Source organism: Pseudodesulfovibrio aespoeensis Aspo-2 (genome assembly GCF_000176915.2).
Lineage (GTDB): Bacteria > Desulfobacterota > Desulfovibrionia > Desulfovibrionales > Desulfovibrionaceae > Pseudodesulfovibrio > Pseudodesulfovibrio aespoeensis.
The window spans coordinates 1,671,434-1,694,519 of the sequence record NC_014844.1 but is presented as its reverse complement, the minus strand read 5'-3'; the positions used below and the strand labels follow the sequence as shown (position 1 = coordinate 1,694,519).

Here is a 23,086-nt window from a genome sequence, read left to right as displayed (position 1 = left end):
CGGCACATGGCGCGTTCGTCCGGCTGGAGGCTTGCATGCGCATATCACTTTGGATTGTCACTTTTGCCCTGCTTTTCACCCTCACGGTGGCCCCTGGCCCTACCCAGGCCGGGAAGGACGACCACTTCGAGGCGCTGAAGCGGTTTTCCCAGGTTCTCGACATGGTCGAGAGCTATTACGTCAAGCCCATCTCCCGCAAGGAGCTGATCGACAACTCCATCAAGGGCATGATCGAGCAGCTGGACCCGCACTCTGCCTATCTCTCCCCTGAGGATTACAAGGAAATACAGGTGGATACCGCTGGCAAGTTCAGTGGCATCGGCATTGAGATCAGCCTTGAACAGGGACGGCTCTCTGTGGTCTCCCCCATTGAGGACACCCCGGCCTACAAGGCCGGTCTCCAGCCCGGCGACCTGATCCTCGAGATCGACGGACAATCCACCCAGGACATGACCCTGCTGGACGCGGTCAAGCTCATCCGGGGCGAAAAGGGGACCACGGTCAACCTGCTCATCCTGCACAGGGACTCCAACAAGCCCGTGGAAGTCGCCATCGTGCGCGGCACCATCCCCATCACCAGCGTCAAGACCCAGTCGCTGGACGACGGCTATCTCTACCTGCGTCTGACCAAGTTCCACGAGTCCACGACCAAGAACATGCGCGACGAGATCGCCCAGTATCAGAAGCAGCATCCCCTCAAGGGCATTGTCCTCGACCTGCGCAACAACCCCGGCGGGCTCCTGGGCCAGGCGGTATCCGTGACCGACACCTTCATCGAGGACGGCACCATCGTCTACATCCAGGGCAAGGACGAGTCCAACCGCAAGGATTTCTTTGCTTCCAGGAACTCCGACGAAATCAAGGTGCCCCTTGTCGTGCTCATCAACGCTGGCTCGGCCTCGGCCTCGGAGATCGTGGCCGGAGCCCTCCAGGACCACAAGCGCGCCCTGATCGTGGGCGAGCGCTCCTTTGGCAAGGGATCGGTGCAGACCATCATCCCCATGGCCGACGGCTCGGGCATCAAGCTGACCACGGCCCTCTACTACACCCCCAGTGGCCGCTCCATCCAGGCCATGGGCATCGAACCCGACCTCAAGATCGCCTTCCTGGCCCCGTCCAAGGACGAGGACAAGGACATGCGCGACCGCTTCACGGTCAGGGAAAAAGATCTCAGCCGCCACCTGGAAAACGGCGACGAGAGCAAGAAGACCGGCCCCCATGCAGAGCAGGAGGTCAAGGACATGCTTGAGCGCGACAATCAGCTCAGGATGGCCCTTGAGCTGGTGAAGAGCCTGCCCAAACTCAGGGAAATCCAGTAAAGGAAGCCGCGTCTCCCCATGGACGATCAATCCAGGGACGAAACCAGGAATGAAGAGACCGGACCGGTCAGCTTTTTCGCAAAGCTGTACCGGCCCGGTCCTCTTGTGGCGCTTTTCACCCTGGCCTTTGCCGGGTTGATCACCCTTGGGTATTTCATCCTCACCGACACCACCCCGCCCGACGAGGTCGCAGCCGCAGCGGGCATGGTCATCAAGGCCGAGCCCGTCACCGTGGTCCCCAAGGTCTACGAGGAGGACACCACAGGCGACATGGAGGATTTGGTCCGGCAGGCCGATCTCGCGGTCATCGAGGCCATGCGCGGTGCGGGCATGGATCTGGCCCGGCTCGGCCTCCTCGACGTGGAGCTGCGCACCCTTGATGGTCGCCCCTATCACTATCAGGTGCTGGACATCCCTCCCCTCAAGGACAGGAGCGCGTTCCTGACCGGGCTGAAGAACCGTCTGGCCGTGCGGGTGCCCGATGCCGTCCTGACCGACAAAGGCAACGCCGAGGCGGTCATCACCATAGCCAGCCTGCCCACCCACCGGCTGATGCTCGAAACAGTGCCCATGACACTGCCCAGACCAACGGGCAAAGGCCCCATGCTCGCCATTGTCATCGACGACATTGGTGAGGATCTGCACGTTCTGAAAGGGCTGATCAACCTGAATTTTCCCGTCACCCTGGCGGTCTGGCCCAATGCCAGCCAGTCCCGCGAATCCGTCAGGCTCATCCAGGCCTCCGGGCGCGACCTGATCATCCACTTTCCCATGGAGCCCATGGGCTATCCAGCCTACAATCCGGGCAGCGACGCCCTGTTCACCACCATGTCCGAGGAGGCCATACGAAAACGGGTGGCCGACAGCGTCGCCCGCATACCCGAGGCCATCGGCGTCAACAACCACATGGGGTCGAAATTTACCGCCCATACGCCGGGCATGACCACCGCCCTGTCGGAATTCAGGCAGCGCGGGCTCTTCTTCCTCGACAGTCTGACCTCGGCCCGCAGCGTGGCCCGCAGCGTAGCCCGCCAGACCGGCACTCCTTTCTATCAGCGCGACATCTTTCTCGACAACGTCAAGGACGTGTCGGCCATCACCCTCCAATTGCGCAAGGCGGAAAACGTGGCCCTCAAGAACGGGGTCGCCATCGCCATCGGCCACCCCTACCCGGAAACCCTGGCCGCCCTCAAATCATGGCACGCGCGCAAGAATCCAAACATTCGCGTACTCCCCCTCTCGCTCCTGAAGCCGCAATAGACGGACCTTCCCTTGTCCCGGCCCGTCCATGGACACTCCCTGCCCAACGCCTGTCCTTTCTTTTTTCATCAATCGTCAATACGTTGAATCAATTGATACTATCCACTACAGTGTGCGCCGGCTCAGCCTCATCTGGAGAATGTATAGACTTTTTCATGGCCAATACGGCCCGCCTCGTCTCTTTCTATTGCCTTCGCAGCGGGCCGAGTGTAACAGGTGACTAAAGAGAAACAGGCATCCGGTCGAAAGGAATGTGACGGGTTAGGCCCGCTTTTTGCTAATCGTTTCACGATGTTCAAAATCCCGGCATGGCCGGCAACAAGCGGGCCGGATGCGCGGCCAACTCATGAGGCTTTTCCCAGATGAGCAAAATCCTCGAACAAGATGAAGTCGACGCCCTGCTCCGAGGTCTTTCGGGGGGGGATGTCGAGACAGAGACCGAGATACCGGAGGACGACTCCGGCGTGGTGTCCTTTGACCTGGCCAACCAGGACAGGATCATCCGGGGCCGCATGCCCGTTCTCGAAATCGTCAACGACCGCTTTGCCCGGCTGTGCACCAACGCCCTGGCCAACACCATGCGCAAGCGGGTGGACATCAACCCCATTTCCATCGACATGTCCAAGTTCGGCGACTTCATGCGCTCGCTGCCGGTGCCCACCTCCATTTCCATCTTCAAGATGGACCCGCTGCGCGGCAACGCCCTGCTGGTGGTCGATTCGCGCCTCGTCTTTGCCCTGGTGGAAAATTTCTTCGGCGGCGCGGGCAGTCAGCCCAAGGTCGAGGGACGCGACTTCACGCCCATTGAGCAGGCCATTGTCGAGCGCGTGGTCAAGATCGCCCTGGCCAACATGGAGGAATCCTGGAAGCCGGTCCACGAAGTCCACGTGGAGCTGGTCCGCACCGAGGTCAACCCCCAGTTCGCGGCCATCGTGCCACCTTCTGACGTGGTCATCGTGGTCACCTTCGAGGTGGAGCTCGAAAACGCCATCGGCTCGCTCATCGTCTGCCTGCCCTACGCCACCATGGAGCCCATCCGCTCCAAGCTGCACGCCTCCTTCCAGTCCGAGCGGCTGGAGGTGGACCATGTCTGGATCAACCGCTTCAAGGAGCGGCTCATGGAGACCCCGGTGGAAATGGTGATCCGCATGGGCCGCACGACCATCAGTGGCCGCCAGCTGCTCTACCTTCAGGAGGGCGACATCATCCTGCTCGACACCGACGAGGACGAACTGCTCGAAGCCGAGGTCGAGGGCGTGCGTAAATTCCAGGGGCTGCCAGGCCGCGTCAAGGGCAACAAATCCTTCCAGGTGATCAAGGAAGAGGAAATCCGCTTCTGACCCGAACGCCAAATTCGTAAACAGAAGGCCATACACACGGCCTCAGAGTATTGACAAAGCCCACTCTGGCAGGCTGCTGAGAAAGGTTCGAGTGCTCGGCGCTAAATAAAGCCAAGACCGACGCGTATAGACAATACGCGGGGGTTTGATTCGCCCCGTCCTGGGGCTCACCCCTTCGGGGCATCGGCAAAGCCAACGTCCAAATCCGCTGTCCTGCGGATTTGTGCCTTTTTTGAAGCAACGACGCAATCGGGCCTTTGTCAGCAGTCTGAGGCCGCTCAAGCGGCCCTTTTGTTTGTCCGCGCGTTGGATACACCTTGACTTGGCGCGATTTTCGAGTCCACTATCCGTCAAAATTCCCTTGCGGAGGAACCTGCCCATGCAACGAATTCTCTTGACCCTCATCGCCTTGTGCCTGCTGGCCCTGAACGCGTTCGCGGCAGGACCGTACACTGTCTCGGTCACTCAGATCGTCGAACACCCCGCCCTGGACGCCATGCGCAACGGCGTCATGGACAGGCTCAAGGAACGGGGGGCGGACGTTTCCTACAACGTCCATATAGCCCAGGGCAACATGGCCACCAACGTCCAGATCATCAGCCAGATCAAGGGCGAAAAGCCCGACCTGGTCCTGGCCATCGCCACCCCCGGCGCCCAGGCCGCAGCCCAGAAGATCCAGGATATCCCCATCGTCTTCACCGGCGTGACCGATCCCGTATCCGCCGGTCTGGTCAAGGATCTGCAGAACTCCGGCACCGGAAACGTCACCGGAATGTCCGACTTCAGCCCCATGGACAAGCATGTCGCCCTGATCCGCGAGATCGTCCCGGCGGCCAAAATCATCGGCGTGATCTACAATGCGGGCGAGCCCAACTCCGTTGTCCTAGTGGACGCCCTCAAGGCAGAGGCGTCCAAGGCTGGCATGACGGTGGAGGGCGCATCCGTCGCCAACTCCAGCGGCGTGTATCAGGCGGCCAAGAGCCTCGTGGGCCGGGCCGACGTGGTCTATGTGCCCACGGACAACACCGTGGTCTCCGCCCTGGAATCGGCCATCAAGGTCTGCACCCAGAACCGGCTGCCCCTCATCGTGGCCGATGTCGATTCCGTGGATCGCGGTGCCATCGCTGCCGTGGCCGTGGACTACTACAAGATGGGCCTTCAGACCGGCGACATGGCCTATCGGATTCTGGTCGAAGGCGTGGCTCCTGGGGATATCCCGGTAGAATTTCTCGATGACCTCAACCTGCATGTGAACATGAAGGCTGCCGCGGCCATGGGCGTGACCCTGCCCGAGGCCACCATCGCCCGGGCTGCGAAGGTTGTCGAGTAGCCCCATTTGCGTATTTGACGCCAACAGTATACAAGGCGCGTTGTTCGCAACGCGCCTTGTTCGTTGCCCGGCCCGGCTGGGCCAGACTCGGCAGGCCGCAGCAATCCAGGAATACACATGACCAGTTACGCGTTCTTCGGAGCCATAGAACAGGGATTCGCCTACGGCCTCATGGTCGTCGGAGTCTACCTGACCTTCCGGATACTCGACTTTCCGGACCTGACCGTGGACGGCAGCCTGCCTCTGGGGGCGTCGGTGTCGGCAGTGGCCATCACCGCGGGCCACTCCCCGGTCATGGCTGTTTTCATGGCCACCGGCGCGGGATTCCTGGCCGGCGCCGCAACCGGAATCCTCAACACGAAATTCAGGATTCTCCACCTCCTGGCCTCGATCCTGACCATGATCGCGCTCTATTCCATCAACCTGCGCATCATGGGGCGGCCCAACATGACCCTGCTCGGCCAGGACACCGTGGTGGACTGGTTTGCCGAGGTCAGTGTCCTCGCGCCCCACATATCCACGCCCGTGCTTTTCGGCATCATCTGCGTGATGGTGGTAGCCGCGCTCATCTGGTTTTTGCACACCGAACTCGGCCTGGCCTTTCTGGCCACGGGCAACAACAAGCAGATGATCACCAGCCAGGGCGTGAACACGGACACCATCGTCATCTTCGGCGTGGGCCTGTCCAACGCGCTGGTGGCCGCCTCGGGCGCGCTGGTGGCCCAGAACCAGGGCGCGGCGGATGTCAACATGGGCGTTGGCACCATCATCGCCGGGCTGGCCTCGGTCATCATCGGCGAGACCGTGTTCGGCAACAGGACCATCACCCGCGCTATCATCGCCGCCCTGCTCGGCTCGATCCTCTACCGCATAGCCATTGCCCTGGCCCTGGGCCTCAAGCTCGGCAGCTTCTCCATCACGCCGAGCGACCTGAACCTGATCACCGCCCTGCTGGTGGTGGTCGCCCTGGTCATGCCGCAGATCAAGGGCAGGATGAAACGCGGATTGGCCGCCGGGAGGACGAAATGATCTCCATGACCGGCATCACCAAGGCATTTCACAAGGGCGATGTGAACGAGGTCCTGGCCCTCAGGGATGTCACCCTGCACATCAAGGATGGCGACTTCATCACCATCATCGGCTCCAACGGCGCGGGCAAATCGACCTTTCTCAACGCCGTGGCCGGGTCGTTCCCCCTGGACGCCGGGAGCATAAGGCTGGGCGACGACGATGTGACGGGCTGGCCCGAGTACCGCCGCGCCTCGCTCATTGGCAGGGTTTTCCAGGACCCGCTCCTGGGCACCTGTTCCGGGGCGACCATCGAGCAGAATCTGGCCATGGCCCTCAAGCGCGGCCAGCGGCGGGGCTTGGGCCTTGGGGTCAAGGCTGCGGACCGCGCCTTTTTCCGCGAGAAACTGGCCATGCTCGGCCTGGGCCTCGAGGACAGGCTCAAGACCTCCACCGGGCTGCTCTCCGGCGGCCAGCGCCAGGCCCTGACCATGCTCATGGCCACATTGGTGCGTCCCCGGCTCCTGCTGCTCGACGAGCACACCGCGGCCCTGGACCCCAAGACCGGAGGCATGGTGCTCGACCTGACCGCAGAGATCGTGCAGTCGCAGCATCTCTCGGCCCTGATGGTCACCCACAACATGGCCCAGGCCATCAGCCTGGGCAACCGGCTGATCATGTTCCATCGCGGCGAAATCGTCCTGGACATCGCTGGCGAGGAAAAACGAAATCTCAAGGTCGAGGACCTGCTTCGACGCTTCTCCGAGTTGCGCGGAGAGGCCGGGGTCTCAGACCGCATGCTGCTCTGCTAGGCTGCGCCGGCAGCCCCGGCACAGTTACTCTGGCAAAGCTCTTGGCAAAGATCGTCCGACACGTATACATTGAAAACACCGGGAGGCTCCCATGGCTATCGAACAGACCTTTTCCATCATCAAACCCGACGCTGTCGAACGCAACCTCATCGGTGACATCCTCAAGATGATCACCGACTCCGGCCTGCGCATCAAGGGCATGAAAATGATCCACATGGACCGCGCCAAGGCCGAGGGCTTCTACGCGGTGCACAAGGAGCGCCCCTTCTTCGGCGAGCTGGTGGACTACATGATCTCCGGCCCGGTCGTGGTCTCCTGTCTCGAAGGCGAGAACGCCATCGAGAACTACCGCAAGCTGATGGGCGCGACCAACCCGGCCAATGCCGAAAAGGGCACCATCCGCGCCGCCTTCGGCCTGGACATCCAGAACAACTCCTGCCACGGTTCCGATGGTTCCGAGACCGCCAGGACCGAGGTGGCCTACTTCTTCAATAAAAACGAGTTGGTGGGGTAATGAGCAAGAAAATCGGGTTCATAGGCGTTGGCAACATGGGCTCAGCCATCATCCGGGGGCTGGCCTCCCGCGATGTCGAGCTGCATGGCGTGGATCACGACGCGGACAAGCTCGCGGCCCTGGACAAGGAATTCGGGGTGATCAGCCACGACTCGCCCCTTGCGCTGGCCAACGAGTGCGATGTGATCGTCGTGGCCGTCAAGCCCCAGCACGCCGAACCCGTGGTCAAGGAGATCGCCGCAGAACTTGGCGCCGCCAAGTGTCTGGTCTCCATCTGCGCGGGCATCACCCTCTCCAGGTTCAAGGACTGGTCCGAGGGAGTGTGCCCGGTGGTCCGGGTCATGCCCAACACCCCGGCCCTGGTCTCCGAGGGGGTCTTTGCCGTCTGCCTGGACGACAGGGACCTGAGCACAGAGATGAAAACCTTCATCCCCGGTCTCTTCCAGGGCATCGGGCAGGTCCACATCCTGCCCGAGAAGCTGTTCGACGCCTTTACCGGCGTCATCGGCTCCGGCCCGGCCTACGTCTTCTACTTCATGGAGGCGCTGATCGAATCCGGCGTGGCCCTGGGGCTGTCCCGGACCCAGTCCACGGAGATGGTCAAGGGGCTGTTCTCCGGCTCGGCCAAGCTGGCCGCCCAGAGCGACCTGTCCATCCCGCAGCTGCGTGAGATGGTCACCTCGCCCGGCGGCACCACCATCCGGGCTCTCATGCACTTCGACCGCCAGGGCGTGCGCGGCGACATCATCGACGGCGTGTTCGAGTCCTACCTGCGCAGCATCGAGCTTGGCGAATAGGCTGTTTCTATCAGAGTTAAAAGAAAGGGCTCCGCGAGGAGCCCTTTCTCATGCAGCTATTGCGTCATGCATAGCAGGCAAGGGCTCGTTCCCGCGCTGAAACGGATGCATGCCAGAGCCGCCAATCCGGTTGAGCAGACTTGACGGCATGCGAAGCAAGGGGATACCGGGTGAGGATGGATACAAGAGAACACGCCATGGGCGCCCTGCCCTACCTCGTCATTTCCATCGTCACCTTTCTCGTCATGCAATCCCTAGTGGTGGTGACACACGAATTCACCCATAGCACCATGGCCTGGGTTCTTGGGGAGATGCCGAGCCCATTGGGCATTGTCTGGGGCAACCCCCTGACCATGACGGGATGGGACGAAGGAGTGGACTACGAACGGCTGTTCGCCCAGGGGCGCACCCTTCATGCGGCGCTCATCGGGTTCTGTCCGCTGATCATGCATTCACTGGTCGTGGGCATCGGCATCGGCCTCATGCGCGGACGCTGGCTCGCAAGGAGGCGATGGGTGTTTCATGTGGTCTACTGGCTCGTGGTGGCCAATGTCATGGAACTGGTCGCCTATGTCTGGATGCGCGCATTTTCCGGGCACGGAGATGTCGGAATTTTTGATCGCGCTACCGGCATCTCGCCCTGGTGGGTCTTCATCCTCGGCTCCGCGCTGCTCGCTTGGGCGCTTTGGCTCTTCTTTCGACGCGCCATGCCTCGGCTCCAACGCCTCTTTGCCCCGGAGAATCAGCCAACCAGATGGGCCATTCTGATCCTGACCGCATTCCTGATTTTTCTCTGGGGCAGCGGCATCCGCGTCATGCTTTATGTGAGCGGGCCGCAGTGGCTTTTCGGTCTCATCGGCGTGGCGGCCTTTGCAGCTGCCGTGACGGTCTTTCGCCCCGCATGTAACCGCTAGGCGTTGGCTCGCGCCGACACCCGGCGTCAGAAAACCCAGCGCAGGCAGCCCAGGACCGCGATGAAGATCCAGGCGGCCAGATGGCCCGTGGACTTGCACAGGGATATGAGCGAGCGGACCATGGCCTTGTCCCAGACGGCGTCAACGGGGCCGAGGACAGGCTTGTCCTTGACCTCGCCGAAATAGACCGCCCTGCCCCCCATCTGGCCACCCAGGAGCCAGGCGGCGGCGGCCATGGGCCAGCCCGCGTTGGGGCTCTCCATTGTGGCCGCGTCGCGGGCAAAGTTGGCCCTGGCCGCGTCGTGGTTCAGGCCGCGCCCACGTCCCACGAAGATCAGCAGCCGGGCCGTGATCCGGGCCGGAATCCAGGCCAGGATATCGTCGGTTTTGGCCGCCCCGCGGCCAAGATCGCGGAACCGGTCCGTGCGATACCCCCACATGGAATCCATGGTGCTGATCACCTTGTAGGCCCACATGCCGCCCGGCCCGAGCAGGGCCAGATAGAACATGGGGGCCACGAACCCGTCGTTGAGGTTCTCGCTGACCGTCTCGGCCAGGGTGCGCCGTACGTCATTGGGGTCGAGGGTCGAGGTGTCGCGGCTGACGAGCATGGACAGGGCCGCGCGTGCGCCGGGCAGATCGCCGGTGTCGAGCAACGAGGCTACCTTGTACGCCTCGCGCGCCAGACAGCCCAGGGCCAGCCCGGCATAGGCGAGATAGATGGCGATGAACACGCCGAGATACGGGATGGCCATGAGGAATTCGGCCACGCCCCAGGCAGCGGCAGGCAGCAGGATCACGGCGGCCCAGCCTGCGGCGCGCAGGTTGATGCCCACCCTGCGCGCGGACGCCTCGTAGAGGTCGAGCGCTTGTCCGATAGAGCGGACCGGGTGCGGCAGGTTTTTCGGGTCGCCGAACAGGGCGTCCAGGATGACAGCGGCTGCCGGGACGATGAAGAGGAAGACAAACTGTTCCATGGTCCTGATCCCGTGGGGCTTGGGTTCTGGCGCGGGGCCGCATGGAGCGGCAGATATAAAAAAAGGCCGGGAGAGGATGTCTCTCCCGGCCCTTCCAGTGCCTAGTTTTCGAAGTAGGAACGGAGCAGCGCGCTGCGCACCGGATGGCGCAGCTTGCGGAGCGCCTTGGCCTCGATCTGGCGGATGCGCTCGCGGGTGACGTTGAAGAGCTTGCCCACCTCCTCAAGGGTGTGGTCCGACTTCTCGCCGATGCCGAACCGCTTGCGCAGCACCTGCTCCTCGCGCGGGGTGAGGTCGGAGAGGACCGAGGCGATCTGCTCGCCGAGCTTGGTGGAGACCACCTCCTCGGCGGGCGCAGTGGCCTTCTTGTCCTCGATGAAATCGCCCAGGCTCGAATCCTCCTCGTCACCGATGGGGGTCTCAAGCGAGATGGGCTCCTTGGCGATCTTGAGGACCTTCTTGACCTTTTCCAGCGGGTAGTCCATGCGCTCGGCGATCTCCTCGGGCGAGGGGTCGCGGCCAAGCTCCTGCACCAGATAGCGCGAGGTGCGGATGAGCTTGTTGATGGTCTCGATCATGTGCACCGGGATGCGGATGGTCCGGGCCTGATCCGCGATGGCGCGGGTGATGGCCTGACGAATCCACCAGGTGGCGTAGGTGGAGAACTTGTAGCCGCGCTGGTATTCGAACTTGTCCACCGCCTTCATCAGGCCGATGTTGCCCTCCTGGATGAGATCCAGGAACTGAAGGCCGCGGTTGGTGTATTTCTTGGCGATGGAGACGACCAGACGCAGGTTGGCGCGAATGAGCTCCTGCTTGGCGCGCATGGCCGAGAGATTGCCGCGCTTGATGCGCCACAACACTTCCTCCAGGTCGTGCACGCTGTGACAGCACTTGTCCTGGAGCCGGTTCATGATCTCCAGCTTGCCCGCCAGCATCTCCTTGAAGGAGAAGAACTCCTCCACGGTCAGGCCCAGGGTGTCGGCGGCGACCACCGGATTGACGGTGCGCGCGTCCACCTGACGGAACAACTCCTCGATCTCCGCCTTGGTCTGGCCCACGGACAGGACATAGGCCGAAAGGTCGCGCTGGCAGTTGTGCATCTGGCGGACGTAGTCGTTGACCGTCTCGATGATGCGGTCGATCAGGGTCTTCTCCAGCTTGATATCGCGCAAACGGGTGACCACCTCGTCCTTGTAGACGAGGATGTCCTTCTGCACGCCGTAGACGCGCTTGTCGGTCTGGGCGCAGTAGTCGAGCTTCTCGTATATCTTACGCTTCTTCTTGAAGAGCTTCTTGACCTCGTCGAGCAGGAAGATGACGCGCTGGCGCTGGTTCATCTCGTCCTCGCTGGGATCGTCCTCCTCGATGGTCTTGACCACGTCCTTGAGCTTGACGCGGCCATCCTTGAGATCCTCGCCCACGGAGATGAGCTCCTCCACGGCCACGGGCACCTCGATCAGGGAGTAGAGCACCTCAAGCTCGCCATTCTCGATCTTCTTGGCGATGACCACCTCGCCCTCGCGGTCGAGCAGCGGCACGGCGCCCATCTCGCGCAGATACATGCGCACAGGGTCGGTGCTGCGCGAGGCGTAATCGGCGGAATCGTCGTCCTTTTCGGTCAGCTCGAGTTCCTTGTCGTCGGTTTCAAGCTTCTTGTCGTCTTCGTCCGAATCGACGAGGGCGATGCCCATCTGGTCAAAGATGGCGTGAATTTCTTCCAGCTGTTCCGGGGTGTTGTAGTCAGAAGGCAGGGCCTTGCTCAACTCCTCGTATGTCAGAAATCCCCTCTGCTTGCCTTCGGCAATCAGGGTCTTGATCTGCTGGATTTCCTTAATGTTGCTCATCGTCCCTCCTGAGAGATTCTTCCAAGGCCCGAAAACACTCGTTTATCCGCTGCCTGTCACCGCTGAGTTGCGCCTGGTTCAGGGCCTCTTTGAGCTGCCGCCTGTCTTCTTTCTGCTGTGCAAACGCGATCTTATTGCAGATATGTTCCCATTCGTCCAGCAGTTCGCGTCCCGTGAGCGCGGTCTGGCGCACCTCCGCGCGACACTTAAAGTAGAAGCTCTTCTCCTGATCGTTCAGCTGGCTCAGTATCTGGCCATGCTGCGCATTGACGAGCTTCTCCCAGAGCGCCCCGGCCCATTGCGTGGCGAGGACATGCGCAAAACCCCTCTCGGCCAGCGCCTGGACATAGTCCGGGTACTGGATGGCGAAACGCAAAAAATACTTGTCGTCATGGTCTTCCTTGCCCACTGCCGGAAGATTCTGGCGACCCTGTCCATCCTGCGCCTGATGGCTGCCCCGCTCTGGCGGCCTCCTGCCGGGCGTGTTGCGCGGCGGTCCGGAAACGCCCGTGTCGCGCCTGAAATCGGCCTCGGACAACCCAAGACCGCCCGCGATGCGCGGCAGGTAGAAGGCGCGCAACGAGGCATCGGGCAGATCCGTCAGGAACCCCTTGGCCCAGGCCATGATCTCACGCGGCGCAAATTCGTTGCGCAAGGTGGTCATGCAAAAATCAAGGCCGTCCGGGGCCTGCTCCATGCACGCCTCGAACCCCTCGGCCCCCTTGGTCTGCAACAGGCTGTCCACGTCCTCGCCCTGGGGCATGAGCACGACGCGGCAGGCCACGCCCTGCAGCAGGATCATCCGGCTGCTCTTGAGGGCTGCCTTGCGCCCCGCCCCGTCGCCGTCAAAGACCAGATCGACGCGCGAGCAGAATCCGGCCAGCCGTTTCACCTGCTCGGGCGTCAGGGCCGTGCCCAGAACGCCGCAGGCGTCGGTGTAGCCGAACTGGTGGAGCGAGATGACATCCATGTACCCCTCGGTCAGCAAAGCCCGCTTGGAGCGGGTCATGGTGGACCGTGCCAGATTCAACCCGTACAGATGGTCACCCTTCTTGTAAATCGGGGTATCCGAGCTGTTCAGATACTTGGGTTCCCCATCTGTAATTATTCTGCCACCAAAGGCAATGACCCGACCCGACAAATTTTGAATGGGGAAGATGAGTCTTCCACGGAACCTGTCGTATATGTTGCCTTTTTCGTTCTGAGACAAAAGTCCGGCCTCGACCCCCAATTCGGGCGTGCGCCCTTTTCCCTTGAGGTGGCTCTCAAGGCCGCGCCAGTCGTCCGGGCTGTAGCCCAGGCCGAATTTGCGGATCACGTCCGGGGTCATCCCCCGTTTTGTCAGATACTCTCTGGCCACCGCACCTGCCTCCATGGTCAGATTGCGCTGAAACCAGGCATTGGCCTCGTCGTGCATGTCAAAGAGCATGGCAATGCGCGCCTTGCGCTCTGCCGCGTGCGGATCGTGGGGAACATTGCCAAGCTCCACCCCGGCCTCGGCGGCCAGATGCTCCAGAGCCTCGCGAAATTCGAGCCCGTTGATGCGCGCGTAGAAATCGAAAACATCGCCAGAAGCCTGACAGCCGAAGCAGTAGAAAAAACCCTCGTCGTCGTTCACGGACATGGACGGCTTGGTTTCCTGGTGAAACGGGCACGCCCCCATCCAGCGGCCTGAAACGGGTTTCAGGTCCACGTAGCGGCGTACGATGTCCGCGATGCTGATGCGGGCCTTGACGGCCTCGACAGCACTCCTGTCCATGTGCGCCTCCGCACCGGTCGAAAACCGGCTACTTGAGAGTTACTTCGGTCATGCCGTCGCCGCCGCGTTCCTCATTGGCGATGGAAAACTCCGCCACTGCCGGATAATGCCCCAGGAAGTCATGCACCTCGCGGCGCAGGGCTCCGGTCCCGCGCCCGTGAATGATCTCCATCTTGCCCGCACCCTTGCGCAGGGCGTCGTCCATGGCCCGCTCCAGCATGCTCAGGGCCATGTCGGCCCGGTTGCCCCGGATGTCCACCTCGACCACCAGTTCCGACGGCGGCCCTGAGGACACGACTTCGGCCCTGGCCAGCGGCTCGCCCGATTTTTCGACCGGACCGAGGTTCTCCGCCTTGATCCACATGGCCACGCCGCCAATGTCCACCTTGGCCTGCCGCTTGCGGACATTCACCTCGATGACGGTGCCGGACTTGTTCCATGCCGGATACGACACTTTCAGGCCGGGGACAATGTCGGCAAACGAAAGGTCACCATCTCCCGCCGTGTTCCCGGTGCCGGCTGTGGGATTCGGCCCCATCTCCAGCACCCGCTCGCGCACCTCGGCCAGCTTTTTGCGCGTTTCCTTGCGGCCCAGCTTGTCCGCCTGCCACTGCCTGACAATGGCCTGGGCCTGGGCCTGGATGTCCTTGAGCACCCTGGCGCGTTCCTTCTCGAAGCGTGCTTCGAGCTTGTCGCGCTTGTGCTCCAGCTTCTCGCGCTCGGCCCGCACGGCGTCCAGCTCCTGCTCGCGCTTGACCGCCATCTCGTTGAGCCGGTCGAGCACCGAGGAGGTGTCCGAGCCTTCCAGCAGCAGGTAGCGCTCGGCGCGTTCCAGAATGGTCCGGGGCAGCCCGTGTTCGCGGGCCACGTCAAGGGCGATGGACGCTCCCACCTGATCGTAGGCCAGCCGGAACAGCGGCTTCTTGGTGCCCGGATCAAAGAGCACGCTGGCCGCCCTGACTGAATCGGCCGCCATGGCGTATGCCTTGAGGGCCGGAAAATGCGTGGCGATGATCGAGGTGGCCTCGCGCTCCACCAGATTGTCGATGACCGCCTGGGCCAGGGCCGCGCCCTGGGTGGGGTCCGTGCCCGCGCCGAATTCGTCGAGGATGAAGAGCGTGCGCCTGCCGATCTGGTCCCACACCCGGCACAGGTACTTGATCTGGGCGGTGAAGGTGGAGACGTTCTCCTCCAGGCTCTGCTCGTCGCCCATGACCACGAAAATGTCCGTCCACAGCGGAAGCACGCTTCCCTCGGCAACCGGTACGGGCAGCCCGGCAAAGGTCATCAGGGCGATCAGGCCCAGGGTCTTGAGGCAGACGGTCTTGCCGCCCGCGTTGCCGCCGCTGATGATGAGCGCCTTGTGCCCGGCCAGCAGTTCGATATCCACGGGCTGCACGGCGGTGTCGGTCAGGGCCAGCAGCGGATGCCGCGCCCTGACGAGCCTGGGCTCGCCTTCCCGCTCCACCTCGATGGCCCTCCCCTGGATGGCCCGTCCCAGGGCCACCTTGGCCATGAGCACGTCGAGAGTGACCAGACCGCTGTACGCACCCAGCACGCCCTCTTGCTCCTGACGGACAAGTTCCGTCAGGTATTTCAAAATCTTGTACTCTTCTTCCCGCTCTTCGCGCTTGAGTTCCTGGAGCCGGTTGTTGGTCTCCACCAGGAACATGGGCTCGAAATAGCAGGTCTCGCCGGTCTGGGAATAATCGTGGATGATGCCCTTGGTCTTGTTCTTGTAGTTGGCCTTGAAGGGCAGCACGTAGCGGTCGGACGAGATGGTCATGAACTCGTCCTGGAGCGCCTGCCCCAGGTTCTCGGCCAGGATGAAGTCCTTGACCCTCTTGGTGCAACGCTGGTGGATGGCCCGGATCTCCTGGCGCACGGCCAGCAGCTCGGGCGAGCTGGCGTCGCGGATGCTGCCTTCCGGGTCCAGGCAGCGGCCTATGCCGGAAACGGTCCGTGATGGCCACGCATAGGCAAAGAGGGTCCGGCCCAGGATGTCCCAGCCGCGATCCTGAAATTTCTCAAGCGACTGGCGCGCCTCGCCAGCCACATCAAGCACCTGCTTGAGGGCAAAGAGATCGTCCTGGTCCAGGGCGTTGCCCGGCCCCTCAAGGTAGGCGAACAGCCCGCCCAGCTCCGGGAAGGCGCGCATGACAAAGGAGGATTCGACGACCCAGGCGGCAGCCTGCCCATAGAGGACAAGGGCCTCCCTGATTTCGTCGAGCTCCTTGAACGGATGGAGTTTCAGGCAGGCGGAAGTCCCGGCTCCGGAAACGGCGAAACCGGCCAATGCCCCGAGAATTTTCGGGAACTCCAATACCTGAAATGATCTGGACTCCATATGAGCCGTCTATGTTTGGAGAGTTAGGCGGAAAGCCTGGAACGAACCAGGGCGCTGGCCTTCTTGCCGTCGACCTGCCCTTTGTGGGCACTCAGGACGGCCTGCATGACCTTGCCCATGTCCTGCACACCGGTCGCCCCGAGGTCTGCCACGGCCTTGTCGATGGCGGCAGCTAGCGCTTCGTCGCCAAGGGGCCTGGGCAGATACTGCTCAAGCTCTGCCAGTTCCTCGGCCTCGACCCTGGCAAGATCGTCGCGACCCGCACTGGTGTACTGCTCGAAGGAATCCTTGCGTTGCTTGACCTGCTTGGCAATGAGATCAAGCACGTCATCATCCGTGACGTCTTTGCCCCTGCCCTCGGCCATGCGAGTTTGAATGGCCGTCTTGAGATGCCTCAAGACGGCCACTTTTACCGTCGCTTTGGCCTTGTAGGCCTCTATGTAGTCAGTGTCTATCTTCTGCAACAGACTCATGTCTACATACCGCGCACTTTGCGCATTTTCTTGGCGAGCCGTTTCTTGGCGGCGGCCTTCTTTTTCTTCTTCTGGACGCTGGGCTTCTCGTAGTGCTGGCGCTTCTTGAGCTCGGAAAGAATTCCGGCCTTTTCAACCTGCTTCTTGAAACGACGCAGGGAGATGTCGAAGTTGTCGCTATCGTCTAAATATACGCCGGGCAATGGAAATCACCTCCTCGGTGAACCGCCCGCCTCAGGCGGGCTGGCGAAATAAGAAAAGCTACATACACCCCCGCCCGACGAATTGCAACCACAAAAGAGATGCATACCTCGACCTTGGGGCGGGGCAATAAAAGCAGCCTGCCGGATTTGCTCCGGCAGGCTACGCGTGATGCATGACAGGCCTAGTGGTGCGCCTTTTTGGCGTCACACCAGGACTTGGCGATCGTGTAGGTCAGGCCAACACCGATGACGCCCAGAACGACGTACAGGACGCCGAAGAAGATGAAATGATCGGGCATCCACCAGGGAAGGTCCATCGGGAGCGGACTGTGAACGGTTTCACCGTGAATCATCATGGGGAATCTCCTCCAGATTACTTAATGGCATCCTTGAGGAGCTTGCCAGGACGGAATTTGACCACCTTGGTGGCCGGAATCTTGATATCGGCACCGGTGCGGGGATTGCGGCCCACACGAGCCTTGCGCTGCTCAACCACAAAGGTGCCGAAACCTGTCAGGGTCAGCTTGCCTTCGCTCACGAGGTTGCCCTCCACGCTTTCCAGGAAAGCGTTCAGGGCGCGCTCGGCGTTCGCTTTGGTCAGATTGGCCTTCTCAGCAATTTTGACAACCAACTCAGCCTTTGTCATCAGTCCTTCCTCCTCACTAAGAAATTAACCTACGTATTGGGTAAAAGCCCGGCACGCACGGGTTTGCGTCCGCACTTCGAATCCGTAGCAACTCACTTACTGGCCTTTAAATGAACTTTCACCCCGTGTCCAGCCCGTCGGGCCATAAATCTGAAAAAAATGAAGCCAGTTGGTGCTTCCGGGGGATTTTTCCGATCCGCTCCACTGTCCGGGACGGTCGCGCCCGTTGGCGCAATGCTCTTGCCGGGCAAGGACTTGCGGGCAATCTGTTCAGATAAGGGCGGACAGTTCAAGGAATTGCTGCGGCGACAGGGTCTCCGGACGCGCCATCGGGCTTATCCCCTGGCTTGCGAACCAATTTTCGATCTCCTGGCTCCACAACGGCTTGAGTATGTTCGAGAGTTGCTTGCGCCGTTTCTGGAAGAGCATCTTGATCAGCCTGTCCAGCGCTTGGGGCGACCGGGGCCATTCCCCGACCGGCCTGGGGACAAAGGCGACCACGGCGGAATCCACCTTGGGTTGCGGACGAAAGACCGTGGGCGGCACCTTGAAGAGATAGCGGGTGTCCGCGAAATTGCGCACCCAGGCGGTCAGGCCGCCGTAGGCCTTGCAGCCGGGCTCGGCGGTCAGGCGCAGGGCCACCTCGTGCTGGACCATGAACACCGCCCGATCAAGGGTTTGCACCCGCGAGACGATATCCCAGATGAGTTTGGAGCCCACGTTGTAGGGCAGGTTGCCGACGATCTTGCACCGCTCCCCCGCGTTGAGGGATTCCCACGGGAATCTCAGCGCGTCGGCCCGGATCACCTCGATGTCCGGATATGCGCCCTCAAGCCGGTCGGCCAGCCCGTCGTCCAGCTCGATCACGCTGAACCGGGCCGGATGGGCCTGGGCGATGAACCCGGTCAGCGCCCCCTGCCCCGGACCTATTTCTATTATAGTGTCCGTCGGGCCGGGCGCGATGGCGTCCACGATCCTGCGGCAGATGTTCTGGTCGGTCAGAAAGTTCTGGCCCAGGCTCTTCTTGGCCTTGTGATGGTACGCTTCGCCGTGCATGTTTCTGGTCTCCGTGTGGCCACCTCACTAGCCCAAGCGCCGGGCCAAGGCAACACCATTGACAGCTGCGGATTTTCAAACGTATGAATCGGCGGTAATTATCCGCTGGAGGGAGCAATGAATCTGCGCGACTATGTTCGGGACATTCCCGATTACCCGAAAAAAGGCATCGTTTTCTTCGACATAACCCCGATCCTCAGCGACCCTGACGCCTTCAGGCACGCGGTCGACTGTCTGGCCGAGAAGTTCAAGGATTGCGGGGCCACCAAAATCGTGGCCGCGGAGGCGCGCGGCTTCATCTTCGGCGCGCCGCTGGCCTACAAGATGGGCATCGGCTTCGTGCCCGTGCGCAAGCCGGGCAAGCTGCCCTTCAAGAACCGCTGCGTCACCTACGACCTCGAATACGGCACCGACACCCTGTGCATGCACGAGGACGCCATCGCTCCGGGCGAGAAGGTCCTGGTCATCGACGACCTGCTGGCCACGGGCGGCACCGTCGAGGGCATGCTCAAACTGGTGGCCGAGGCGGGCGGCGAGATCGTGGGCTGCGGCTTTGTCATCCAGCTCGGCTTCCTGGACGGCCCCAAGCGGATGCAGGACGCCGGACAGGAGCACTGCTTCCTGCTTGAACTCGACTAGAAGGAACACTTTCATGACCCTCATAGGCATCATCGGCGGCAGCGGCCTGGACAACCCGGATATCCTGCACGACGCCCGCGACGTGGAGGTCTCCAACAGCTACGGCGTCCCCTCTGCCCCGCTCAGGCATGGCACCATGGCAGGCCGGGACGTGGTCCTCCTTGCCCGGCATGGCCGCGAACACACCATCCCGCCCACCCATGTCAATTACCGGGCCAACATCAAGGCCCTCAAGGACGCCGGATGCGGCTGCATCATCGCCACCACGGCCTGCGGCTCCCTGCGCCAGGAGATCGACCGGGGGCACCTGATCATCCTCGACCAGTTCATCGATTTCACCCGGCTGCGCCACGTTTCGTTTTACGAAACCTTTGCCCCGCACGATCCAAGACACACAGGCATGGCCGACCCCTTTGACGCCGCGCTGCGCAGGCACCTCATTGACGCCTGCGAGCGGCTGGGCATCGCCCACCACAAGACCGGCACGGTCGTCACCATCGAGGGTTCGCGCTTCTCCACCAGGGCGGAATCGAACATGTTCCGCATGTGGGGGGCGGATGTCATCAACATGAGCATCGCGCCCGAATGCATCCTGGCCAACGAGGCGGGCATCCCCTATGCCTCGGTCGCCATGAGCACGGACTACGACTGCTGGAAGACCGACGAGGCCCCTGTCTCCTGGGATGACATCATCGAGGTGTTCAGGAGCAATGTGGAAATGGTCACCTCGCTCCTGACCGAAACCATCGCCAACCTGGACTGATTCCTTGACCAACTCGTTGCCACCCTCTCCCTGCGACCTGCTCGTCCTGGCCGACGTGATCATCACCCAGGACGACGCCCGCACCGTCATCAGCAACGGCGCGGTGGCCGTCACGGGCGGGCTGGTGGACCGGATCGGCCCGCGACCGGAAATGGAACGGGCGTATGCCCCAGCGGACCGGCTCGACCTTGGCGGGTGCATGCTCATGCCAGGACTGGTCAACGGGCACACCCACCTGCCCATGACCTTGTTCCGGGGGTTTGCCGACGACATGCCGCTCATGGAGTGGCTTGAGGAACACATCTGGCCGGTGGAATTCCAGCTGACTGAGGAGATGCTCGGCATCGGCGCGGCCCTGGGCTGCGCCGAGCTGATCCGCACCGGATGCACCGCATTTTTAAACGGCTATTTCCACGAGCAGGTGACCGGCGACGCGGCCTCGACCGCCGGGCTGCGGGCCGTGCTGGGCGAAGGGTTCTTCAGCTTCCCGTCCCCCATGTTCCCCACGGCCCAGGCCTGCTGGCAGACCATCAGGGAACTCCACGCGCGCTACGCCGACAATCCGCTTGTCACCACCGCCGTCACCCCCCACGCCGCCTTCACCGTGAACCCGGAGGAGCTGGCCGAGAGCTTTGAACTGGCCTGCGAGCTCGACACGCCCTGGCAGATCCATCTGGCCGAATCCCCGGCCGAGACCGCCGTCTGTGTGGAGAAATACGGCAGACGCCCCCTGGACATCCTGCACGAGCGCGGCCTGCTCACCCGGCGCACGGTCCTCCACCACGGCGTTGATCTCGACGCGAGGGAGATCGCCATCGTGGCCCGGACCGGGGCCCGGGTGGTCCACAATCCGGTCTCCAACCTCAAGCTGTGCTCGGGCATCGCCCCGGTGCAGGCCATGCTCGACGCGGGCGTCACCGTGGGCCTGGGCACGGACGGCGCGGCCAGCAACAACCAGCTGAACATGTTCCGCGATCTGTCCTATGCCGCCCTGCTGGGCAAACTCCGTCATGGCAACGCCGCCGCCATGTCGGCTCAGTCCGTGCTCGACATGGCCACGCGCGGCTCCGCTGCCTGCCTGGGCCAGCCCGGACTTGGGCGCATTGAGGCCGGCCATCCGGCGGACATGATCGCCCTTGATCTCTCCGGTCCCAACATGCAGCCAGCCTACAACCACGTTTCACTGGCGGTCTACTCGGCCACCGGCATGGAAGTGTGCATGACCATGGTGGCCGGCACAATCCTCTACCTCTTCGGCGATTTCAGGACCATCGACGTAAAATCGTTGCAGGCCAAGGCTTTGCGGGCTTCCAGATGGGTCGTTTCCCAGGCCGGAAAATGAAAAAGAATACCAAACAACTTGACAACACCCACCTTGGGTGCATATCGAATTCTGCTCTTGCACCAATACGAGATTTTTATGCCACCGGCATATCCTGAGCCGCATCATTTTTAGGAGGAAGGCACAACATGGCCAAAAAGAAACCCGTTTCCCTGGAAGGCGCAGTCAAGACCGACGCCGGTCTGAACTACAAAGGCGTCATCATGGAAACCATCGTCGAGAAGTGTGAAGGGTGTGACCGCGTCGTGCCCTTCGAGGACGCCAGCTACTGCACCACCTACGCCCAGCCTGCGCTGAAGTGGACCAAGGGCAAATGCAACTTTGCCACCCACACCCGCGAAGCCGAAAAGGGCACGAAGGTCAAGGTCAACCCGCTCAAGGCGTCCAAGCGCGCAGCCCGCGGCCGCTAGACAAACCGGTATTCACAAAGGCGGGGCTTGCCCCGCCTTTTTTATTTGCGTCGCCCGCAGGCCCGATCTCTGACACGCCCAGAACACGGAGGAATCATGGACGCCCTTTTCACCGCACTCGACGGACAAACCGAATACGTTTGCGAACTCCAGCGTCGCCTCACCGCCATCCCGGCCCTTGGACCCAAGAACGGCGGCGACGGGGAAAAGGACAAGGCCGAATTTCTCATCAGCCATCTGGAGTCCATGGGCATCAGTGACATCCGTGAATTTCGCGCCCCTGACGCAGCCGTGTCCTGCGGGTACAGACCGAGCGTGGCCGCCGTCATTGCGGGCCGGGACACCTCCAGAACCCTCTGGGTCATCTCCCACATCGACATAGTGCCTCCGGGCGACCTCGCCCTGTGGAAGACCGATCCCTACACCCTCAAGCGCGACGGCGACATCCTGGTGGGCCGCGGCGTGGAGGACAACCAGCAGGGCATCGTCTCGTCCATCATCACGGCCCGGGCCCTGCTCGACCTCGGCCTCACGCCGGAGATGAACTACGGCATGCTCTTCGTGGCTGACGAGGAGACCGGGAGCGCCATGGGCCTGGATTATCTCGTGCGCGAGCACGCCGACATGTTCTCGCCCGACGACCTCTTCCTGGTACCCGATTCCGGCGAGCCGGACTCGACCATGGTTGAGGTGGCCGAAAAATCCATGTTCTGGCTCAAGATCACGGTGGAGGGCAAACAGTGCCATGCCTCCACCCCGGCCCAGGGCATCAACACTCTGGTCGCGGCTGCGGATTTCATCCTGCGCATCAAGGAATTGGAGCGGATCTACGACGCCGAGGACCCCATCTACAACCCGCCCCACTCCACCTTTGAGCCGACCAAGAAAGAGGCCAACGTGGAGAACGTCAACACCATACCGGGTCGCGATGTCTTCCATGTGGATTCGCGCGTGCTGCCCTGCTACAAGCTGGACGAGGTGCTCGACACCATCCGGGGGTTTGGCGACGCGGTGGAAAAGGCCCACGGCGTGACCATCTCCTACGACAAGACCATGTACGAGCAGGCCGCCCCGTCCACCCCGGTGGACAGCGAGATCGTGCGGCGGGTCATGACCAGCGTGAAAAGGGTCTATGCCAACACCCCCCGCGCGGTGGGCATCGGCGGCGGCACCGTGGCCGCCTTCCTGCGCCGCCGCGGATTCCACGCCGTGGTCTGGGCCACCCTGAACCACAACGCCCACCAGCCCAACGAGTGGGCCTCCATCAGGAACACCATCGGCGACGCCAAGGTCATCGCCGACATGCTCCTGATCCAGGGGTGAGCCAAAG

At 62.2% G+C, this 23,086-nt stretch carries 23 protein-coding genes; 14 read left to right on the top strand and 9 right to left on the bottom strand.

What is annotated here, in order from left to right:
* The first annotated feature begins 35 nt into the window (after window positions 1-35).
* From DAES_RS07615 to DAES_RS07575, 9 genes are all read left to right on the top strand, one after another.
* Window positions 36-1,319, top strand: a complete 1,284-nt coding sequence (locus DAES_RS07615) for a S41 family peptidase (protein WP_013514455.1) — start codon at window positions 36-38, stop codon at window positions 1,317-1,319.
* Window positions 1,320-1,337: 18 nt separating this feature from the next.
* Window positions 1,338-2,579 carry a divergent polysaccharide deacetylase family protein gene (locus DAES_RS07610; protein WP_013514454.1) on the top strand — a complete coding sequence of 414 codons (1,242 nt, stop codon included), beginning with the start codon at window positions 1,338-1,340 and terminating at the stop codon, window positions 2,577-2,579.
* A 362-nt stretch (window positions 2,580-2,941) separates the two neighbouring features.
* Window positions 2,942-3,919, top strand: a complete 978-nt coding sequence (gene fliM / locus DAES_RS07605; protein ID WP_013514453.1) for a flagellar motor switch protein FliM — start codon at window positions 2,942-2,944, stop codon at window positions 3,917-3,919.
* Between the two features lie 379 nt (window positions 3,920-4,298).
* Complete coding sequence (locus DAES_RS07600) at window positions 4,299-5,249, top strand: ABC transporter substrate-binding protein (protein ID WP_013514452.1); 951 nt, start codon at window positions 4,299-4,301, stop codon at window positions 5,247-5,249.
* Window positions 5,250-5,366: 117 nt separating this feature from the next.
* Entirely contained in the window at window positions 5,367-6,278 is a 912-nt protein-coding gene (locus DAES_RS07595) for an ABC transporter permease (protein ID WP_013514451.1), read from the top strand.
* On the top strand, window positions 6,275-7,069 hold the full coding sequence (locus DAES_RS07590; RefSeq protein ID WP_013514450.1) for an ABC transporter ATP-binding protein: 795 nt from the start codon (window positions 6,275-6,277) through the stop codon (window positions 7,067-7,069). The genes DAES_RS07595 and DAES_RS07590 overlap by 4 nt, the downstream gene beginning before the upstream one ends.
* A 91-nt stretch (window positions 7,070-7,160) precedes the next feature.
* On the top strand, window positions 7,161-7,583 hold the full coding sequence (gene ndk, locus DAES_RS07585; protein WP_013514449.1) for a nucleoside-diphosphate kinase: 423 nt from the start codon (window positions 7,161-7,163) through the stop codon (window positions 7,581-7,583).
* Window positions 7,583-8,380, top strand: coding sequence for a pyrroline-5-carboxylate reductase (gene proC, locus DAES_RS07580; protein WP_013514448.1), 798 nt, complete (start codon window positions 7,583-7,585; stop codon window positions 8,378-8,380). The genes ndk and proC overlap by 1 nt, the downstream gene beginning before the upstream one ends.
* Before the next feature lie 176 nt (window positions 8,381-8,556).
* Window positions 8,557-9,294: a hypothetical protein gene (locus DAES_RS07575; protein WP_157864823.1), complete on the top strand. Its 738-nt coding sequence runs from the start codon at window positions 8,557-8,559 to the stop codon at window positions 9,292-9,294.
* A gap of 26 nt (window positions 9,295-9,320) precedes the next feature.
* On the opposite strand, the gene cbiB is transcribed toward DAES_RS07575, so the two are convergent.
* The 9 genes from cbiB to rsmA all read right to left on the bottom strand — a co-directional run bounded on the left by cbiB (window position 9,321) and on the right by rsmA (window position 18,602).
* The gene (gene cbiB, locus DAES_RS07570) at window positions 9,321-10,271 is read right to left on the bottom strand and encodes an adenosylcobinamide-phosphate synthase CbiB (RefSeq protein WP_013514446.1); all 951 of its coding nucleotides are present in this window, start codon (window positions 10,269-10,271) and stop codon (window positions 9,321-9,323) included.
* 101 nt (window positions 10,272-10,372) lie between these two features.
* Entirely contained in the window at window positions 10,373-12,118 is a 1,746-nt protein-coding gene (gene rpoD, locus DAES_RS07565) for an RNA polymerase sigma factor RpoD (RefSeq protein WP_013514445.1), read from the bottom strand.
* A complete protein-coding gene (gene dnaG / locus DAES_RS07560) occupies window positions 12,105-13,877 on the bottom strand; it encodes a DNA primase (RefSeq protein ID WP_013514444.1) in 1,773 nt (590 codons plus the stop codon). The genes rpoD and dnaG overlap by 14 nt, the downstream gene beginning before the upstream one ends.
* A gap of 28 nt (window positions 13,878-13,905) precedes the next feature.
* Window positions 13,906-16,224: an endonuclease MutS2 gene (locus DAES_RS07555; protein WP_013514443.1), complete on the bottom strand. Its 2,319-nt coding sequence runs from the start codon at window positions 16,222-16,224 to the stop codon at window positions 13,906-13,908.
* 23 nt (window positions 16,225-16,247) lie between these two features.
* Window positions 16,248-16,697 carry a GatB/YqeY domain-containing protein gene (locus DAES_RS07550; protein ID WP_013514442.1) on the bottom strand — a complete coding sequence of 150 codons (450 nt, stop codon included), beginning with the start codon at window positions 16,695-16,697 and terminating at the stop codon, window positions 16,248-16,250.
* Window positions 16,698-16,699: 2 nt separating this feature from the next.
* Complete coding sequence (gene rpsU / locus DAES_RS07545; RefSeq protein ID WP_013514441.1) at window positions 16,700-16,900, bottom strand: 30S ribosomal protein S21; 201 nt, start codon at window positions 16,898-16,900, stop codon at window positions 16,700-16,702.
* Between the two features lie 182 nt (window positions 16,901-17,082).
* Entirely contained in the window at window positions 17,083-17,256 is a 174-nt protein-coding gene (locus tag DAES_RS17580; RefSeq protein ID WP_013514440.1) for a hypothetical protein, read from the bottom strand.
* A gap of 17 nt (window positions 17,257-17,273) precedes the next feature.
* Window positions 17,274-17,546 carry an HU family DNA-binding protein gene (locus DAES_RS07540; RefSeq protein WP_013514439.1) on the bottom strand — a complete coding sequence of 91 codons (273 nt, stop codon included), beginning with the start codon at window positions 17,544-17,546 and terminating at the stop codon, window positions 17,274-17,276.
* 270 nt (window positions 17,547-17,816) lie between these two features.
* Window positions 17,817-18,602: a 16S rRNA (adenine(1518)-N(6)/adenine(1519)-N(6))-dimethyltransferase RsmA gene (gene rsmA / locus DAES_RS07535; RefSeq protein ID WP_013514438.1), complete on the bottom strand. Its 786-nt coding sequence runs from the start codon at window positions 18,600-18,602 to the stop codon at window positions 17,817-17,819.
* Between the two features lie 117 nt (window positions 18,603-18,719).
* Between rsmA and DAES_RS07530 the strand changes: the two genes are divergently transcribed.
* The 5 genes from DAES_RS07530 (at window position 18,720) to DAES_RS07510 (ending at window position 23,079) form a co-directional block, all read left to right on the top strand.
* A complete protein-coding gene (locus tag DAES_RS07530; protein WP_013514437.1) occupies window positions 18,720-19,241 on the top strand; it encodes an adenine phosphoribosyltransferase in 522 nt (173 codons plus the stop codon).
* Between the two features lie 13 nt (window positions 19,242-19,254).
* A complete protein-coding gene (gene mtnP / locus DAES_RS07525) occupies window positions 19,255-20,004 on the top strand; it encodes an S-methyl-5'-thioadenosine phosphorylase (protein ID WP_013514436.1) in 750 nt (249 codons plus the stop codon).
* 4 nt (window positions 20,005-20,008) lie between these two features.
* Window positions 20,009-21,346: an amidohydrolase family protein gene (locus DAES_RS07520; RefSeq protein WP_013514435.1), complete on the top strand. Its 1,338-nt coding sequence runs from the start codon at window positions 20,009-20,011 to the stop codon at window positions 21,344-21,346.
* A gap of 128 nt (window positions 21,347-21,474) precedes the next feature.
* The gene (locus DAES_RS07515; RefSeq protein ID WP_013514434.1) at window positions 21,475-21,756 is read left to right on the top strand and encodes a PxxKW family cysteine-rich protein; all 282 of its coding nucleotides are present in this window, start codon (window positions 21,475-21,477) and stop codon (window positions 21,754-21,756) included.
* 96 nt (window positions 21,757-21,852) lie between these two features.
* Entirely contained in the window at window positions 21,853-23,079 is a 1,227-nt protein-coding gene (locus DAES_RS07510; protein ID WP_013514433.1) for a M20 family metallo-hydrolase, read from the top strand.
* The last annotated feature ends 7 nt before the right edge of the window (window positions 23,080-23,086 follow it).